Origin of the sequence: Sulfuricurvum sp. (assembly GCF_022759005.1) — a bacterium.
In the GTDB taxonomy this organism is placed as follows: Bacteria; Campylobacterota; Campylobacteria; order Campylobacterales; family Sulfurimonadaceae; genus Sulfuricurvum.
On the sequence record NZ_JAEMQA010000055.1, the window covers coordinates 1 to 5,061 of the forward strand.

7 protein-coding genes are annotated in these 5,061 nt (G+C 45.6%); 3 read left to right on the plus strand and 4 right to left on the minus strand.

Annotation, left to right across the window (positions count from 1 at the left end):
- The 3 genes from JHC35_RS03705 to JHC35_RS03715 form a co-directional block, all read left to right on the plus strand.
- On the plus strand, nucleotides 1-1,058 hold a 1,058-nt coding region (locus JHC35_RS03705; RefSeq protein ID WP_295042115.1), incomplete at its 5' end, for an arsenic transporter.
- Between the two features lie 328 nt (nucleotides 1,059-1,386).
- Nucleotides 1,387-1,890, plus strand: a complete 504-nt coding sequence (locus JHC35_RS03710; protein ID WP_295042117.1) for an RDD family protein — start codon at nucleotides 1,387-1,389, stop codon at nucleotides 1,888-1,890.
- Between the two features lies 1 nt (nucleotide 1,891).
- Nucleotides 1,892-2,989 (plus strand): MFS transporter, encoded by a 1,098-nt coding sequence (locus JHC35_RS03715; protein WP_295042119.1) that lies wholly within the window; start codon nucleotides 1,892-1,894, stop codon nucleotides 2,987-2,989.
- Here JHC35_RS03715 and JHC35_RS03720 read toward each other — a convergent pair whose 3' ends face one another.
- The 4 genes from JHC35_RS03720 to JHC35_RS03735 all read right to left on the minus strand — a co-directional run.
- On the minus strand, nucleotides 2,990-3,832 hold the full coding sequence (locus JHC35_RS03720; protein WP_295042121.1) for a mechanosensitive ion channel domain-containing protein: 843 nt from the start codon (nucleotides 3,830-3,832) through the stop codon (nucleotides 2,990-2,992).
- A gap of 13 nt (nucleotides 3,833-3,845) precedes the next feature.
- Complete coding sequence (locus tag JHC35_RS03725) at nucleotides 3,846-4,466, minus strand: NAD(P)H-dependent oxidoreductase (protein WP_295042123.1); 621 nt, start codon at nucleotides 4,464-4,466, stop codon at nucleotides 3,846-3,848.
- Nucleotides 4,451-4,792 carry a DUF309 domain-containing protein gene (locus tag JHC35_RS03730; protein WP_295042125.1) on the minus strand — a complete coding sequence of 114 codons (342 nt, stop codon included), beginning with the start codon at nucleotides 4,790-4,792 and terminating at the stop codon, nucleotides 4,451-4,453. The genes JHC35_RS03725 and JHC35_RS03730 overlap by 16 nt, the downstream gene beginning before the upstream one ends.
- On the minus strand, nucleotides 4,768-5,061 hold a 294-nt coding region (locus JHC35_RS03735), incomplete at its 5' end, for a hypothetical protein (protein ID WP_295042127.1). The genes JHC35_RS03730 and JHC35_RS03735, both read right to left, overlap by 25 nt.

Sequence of the window (5,061 nt, forward strand, 5' to 3'; positions counted from 1 at the left end):
TCTCGATGGTGCTTGATGAAATCGGTTTCTTTGAATGGGCGGCACTGAAGATGGTGCGTCTCTCACGGGGAAATGGTCATGTGATGTTCGTCTATATGATGGTTTTGGGTGCATTGGTGGCGGCATTTTTCGCCAACGATGGAGCGGCATTAATCCTTACTCCGATCGTACTGGCAAAAATGAAATATTTGAAAATGAAGCCGCTCCCGATGTTTGCCTTTTTGATGGCGGGGGGATTTATCGGGGACAGCGCCAGCAATCCGCTCGTAATCTCAAATTTGACCAATATCGTGACAGCGGGATATTTTCATATTGGCTTTTGGGAATATGCCAAGACGATGGCTTTACCGAACCTACTCAGTATCATTGCTTCAATCACGGTATTATGGATCTACTTTCGTAAAGATATACCTGATCTTATCGATATCGAACATCTTGCATCTCCCGAATCGGCGATTAAAAACATGACGATGTTCCGACTCAGTTGGTGGTTTTTGGCATTGTTAATGGTAGGGTATTTTATCGGGGATCGCTATCATCTCCCCGTATCGGTATTTGCCCTCGGTGGCGCATTGATCTTCCTCGCCATTGCGACTTACTTTAAAGCGACTAAACCTCTTCTAACGATCAAAGCGGCACCGTGGCAAGTAGTGTGGTTCAGTATCGGACTGTATGTCGTTGTTTATGGGCTTAAAAACAACGGTCTTACCACTCACCTCGCTGATATCATCACACAAATGCAGAGCATGGGAAATTCTTATGCAATCATCGGCACGGGCTTTTTGGCTGCTGCCCTCAGCTCCGTCATGAACAATATGCCCACCATTATGGTGATGGATATCGCGATTGGAGAAGCGGGCAACACTGCATTAGCTTATGCCAATATCATCGGATGTAATCTGGGACCAAAAATGACTCCGATCGGTTCGCTTGCTACCTTGCTGTGGCTTCATGTATTGGCACAAAAAGGGGTCAAAATCGGATGGGGTGAGTATATGAAAGTGGGGATGATCGTCACCCCACCAGTATTGCTTGTTGCATTAATCGGTTTGCTTTAAAAAGGATTGAATTGGGCGCACTGATACAGTTTACACTATAAAGAGAACCCCACTTTTAAGAACCTCCTTCAGAAGAATGAGATACAATAGACTTGTTGCGATAAAAAATAGACTTCTTGCATAACCTCTAAGATGTATTTTTTACACCGTTCTCCCTGAGCCTGTCGAAGGGTGTTTTGTTCATGGTTCGACAAGCTCACCACGAATGGAAAGCTGGGTTATGCAAGAAGTCGACTCCGTCGAGGTTTATACTAAACTCTCCGGACGCCGTAAACAGAAGGCTCAGCGCACTAGTGCGCTTTAATGGATAACAAGCTACAATATTAGTATGAGATGGCGAGCCCTTAAAACGAAAAAAGACCCAAAACCTTCCAAACCGATCACATTATTTGCCCCGTTTTGGTCACGTGCAGCAGGGTTTGCAACCGATATTTTTATGATCGGAATCCCGATATCGCTGATTACAATGAGTTTGTTCGGATACGATCAAATGCACAGTGCAAGCGGCTTAGATGTTTTGATGCATGACCCAAAAGCACAGACCAATCCCCCAAATCCGATCGGTTCTATAATACAAATGAGCCTTTTTTTGATCACCTATGTGTGGCTTTGGCACCGAAGCGGTCAAACTCCGGGGAAAAAACTTGCCCGCATCCGTGTCGTCGATGCCTCAACCCTTCAAAATGCCCCCTATTGGAAACTCATCCTCCGATTTATCGGATATTTCCTCTCATTCATCACGCTGATCGGTTTTTTTGTCGGATTGTTCCGAAAAGATAAACGGGCACTCCACGATCTCATCAGCGGCACCGCCGTCATCCGCGTCGCTTAACGTGGCTGTTTTAATCGCCTCTTTTTATTTTTTTTACTTTGCCCTTATCGGGGTACATGTCATTTTTGTCCCAAAAATTCTCTCGATGGTGGGGTATTTGCCATCAGAGATCGGCATTATTTTGGCTTCTGCTCCACTGGTCCGTTTTGCGATACCGTTTTTATTTCTCAAGGGATTTCAACTCCACCAAAAAACCTTTTATACCGCGCTGAGCCTCATGACACTCGGAGCAATCGGCTTTTATCCTTCGCTCGATTTCTTCTGGCCTCTACTCTTTGTCAATATCCTCTTTGGAATCGGGATTGCCCTCATTCTCCCCTTTATCGAAGTTATCGCACTTGAGCATATCGGAAAAGAGCGCTACGGAAAAATCCGTCTCTTCGGTTCATTCGGTTTTATCGCGATTGCGTTGGTTTTAGTCAAATACCTCAGCTCTCCGCACATCGGTATTGTTTTTCTCATCGCTATGGCATTTATGACACTCTTTTTCGGTTCTTGGATCGGACACAAAGAGCCTCATGAACCTGCCACAAACTGCGATGGTTTAGGCAATGAATGCGGTTTTTCAATCCGCAACCATATCCCTCTATGGATCGGCTTTTTCTTGATGCAGGTGAGTTTTGGACCGTTTTATAACTTCTTCACCATCTATGCCACCGATCACGGTGTTTCGATGGATACTACCGTGTGGCTCTGGAGTTTTGGGGTTATTGCAGAGATCATCATGTTCTATTTTCAAGGCAGATTGCTCCATCGCAATCTCAATGCCCTGCTCTGGATAACCGCTGCGATTACCTCTGTTAGATGGCTTTTGGTTTCGCTGTTTCCTAACTCACTGTTTGTTTTGTTTGCTTCTCAGAGTTTACATGCCTTCAGCTTTGCCCTCTTTCATACCGCCGCCATCAGCGTGCTATTTTCTCTCTACAAAGCACGTCGGTTGGCTCAGCAGTTCTTCTTCGGTCTTTCGTACGGTCTTGGAGGATTTGTGGGGGCTATTGGAGCCGGTTTTGTCTATCAATACGCACCAGCGTATCTTTTTGTAGCGGGTGCGGTTACTGCCTTAGCAGCAACATTCGCTTTTCGAATTAACAATCGCTAATTACTCTTCATGTTTTACATAGGTTACCATTTGAGGAAACGGGATAGAAATGCCGTTTTTATCAAACTCCAGTTTTACCGCCTCCGTCATCTCAAACATCGCATCCCAGTAGTCTTCTACCTTCACCCACGGGCGGGCAAAAATTTGAACCGAATTCATAGCAAGCGCTCCTACTGCCACCACGGGAGCCGGTTCGCTTAAAACTTTAGGATTGGATAGGAGAATATTCATAATAACCTCTTTCGCCAATCTCAAATCGTCTTTATAATCAATATCAAATACCATATCAATACGACGTGTACTATTTCCCGTATAGTTGATGATATTTCCCCCTATGAGTGTTCCGTTCGGAATAATGATGGAGCGATTATCCGCGGTTGTCAGTGTCGTGGAAAACAGATTGATAATCTTCACCGTCCCCATTACTCCGGAAACTTCGATAAAATCGCCCACTTTGAACGGTCGAAAGAAGATAATGAGTACCGCCGAACCGACATTGGCAAGGGTATCTTTGAGCGCCAAGCCGATTGCCAAACCTGCGGCACCGAATACGGCAACAAAGGAGGTGGTATCGATCCCAAGATTACTGGCTGCCGCCACAAGAACCGCAACCATCAGAGCAACATAGATCGCATTGGTGGCAAAACTGATCAGTGTTTCATCGACACGCGATTTAACCATCCCCTTTCGCATCAAAGCAATGAGCTTTCGAACAATCCATTTGCCCACAAAAAAGATGACCAGTGCACCCAGAAGCTTTAAACCGTAGTCGGTAGTGTAGTTGATTGCCAAATTGGTGTAATGCTCGATTTTGGTTTCGACATGTTCGATTTTTTGCAACATAAGCTACCTTCTCTTAGCGGTATTCGACGATCTGAGCCAGATCAAGCCGTTTTTGAGCACTTTGCTCTTTGGCACGATACCCGAATGCACAGATAACGGCGACGCTGTGTCCGTATTCGAGATCCAAAATCGCTTCGACCTCTTCTTTATCGAATCCTTCGATCGGACAGCTATCGATCTTGAGAGTTGCCGCATACGTCATCATGTTTGCCATCGCAATATAACACTGTTTGGCCGTCCAGTTTTCCAATAGCAGTTCATCGGCTTCGATCGGTTCCAAATAGTTTTTGTACACTCCCATATACATATCAACGGCTTCTGTAGGCAATCCTCGACGCTCAAACATCTTTCTTACATAAGGGCTGTCGCTTCGCACCGTATCGTTATCGGTCGTAAAAATCACCAATTCCGAACAATCGGTAATCTGGTTTTGGTTCCAACACGCACTTTTGAGCGCTTTGCGCAGATTCGGATTGCGAATGACGATCAATCTCCACGGCTCCATCCCAAAAGATGAAGGAGATTTTCGCACCACTTCCAGCATCGAGTCAAACTGCTCGGCAGGAATCTGCTTTTCGCTATCAAACGCTTTGCAGGCATGGCGAAACGCCATCGCGTCTAAGAACTCGGACATAAGGCACCTCTTTGTTGTTCTATTGTTTGTACTATTGTAACGTAGAGTTCTTTATGTGGGGTAACAATACGCTCCAAAAGGGGTTTGTATTTGAGATACGTTTGCCACGCTTTTTGGGATGCGTCCCAACGTCCTCGACTTATCAGCTCAAAGCTGACCGCCGCATTGATAAACCCTTTCCAGAGTTTCACCTCATCTTCTTCCTCAAACCGTCTGGGATACCAGACATGTTCCAAATCTTCATGGGCATCGTAATAACGCGATTCGCGAATGGATAGGATAAAGTCTTCGCATGCCTCTGTTATACCCTCAAATTTTTGCGCCAATACCCTCGCCCCCCACGCAAACTGATACACACATGGTTTGGAAATTTGCTACGAAATTCCCCCAAGCGTGCCTTGGTCGATTTTCCGCTGTCGCAGTAGAAAACAAACACACTTCCCTCCGGTTCATTTTTGAGAAGCGGCGGGGCATAGAGGGTTGTTTCGGCACCGTCAATGGAGTTGAGGATTGTATCGACCAGCAACACTTTAATCCCTTGGGACTCCAGCTCTTTTTTGTTCCGCAAAAACTGTTCTTGGGTCCATTCATCGAC

What these genes read in the sequence shown, in the direction of transcription:
- JHC35_RS03710 (WP_295042117.1), top strand. Translation starts at nt 1,387, where the DNA reads ATGAGATGGCGAGCCCTTAAAACGAAAAAAGACCCAAAACCTTCCAAA.
- JHC35_RS03720 (WP_295042121.1), bottom strand. Translation starts at nt 3,832, where the DNA reads ATGTTGCAAAAAATCGAACATGTCGAAACCAAAATCGAGCATTACACC.
- JHC35_RS03725 (WP_295042123.1), bottom strand. Translation starts at nt 4,466, where the DNA reads ATGTCCGAGTTCTTAGACGCGATGGCGTTTCGCCATGCCTGCAAAGCG.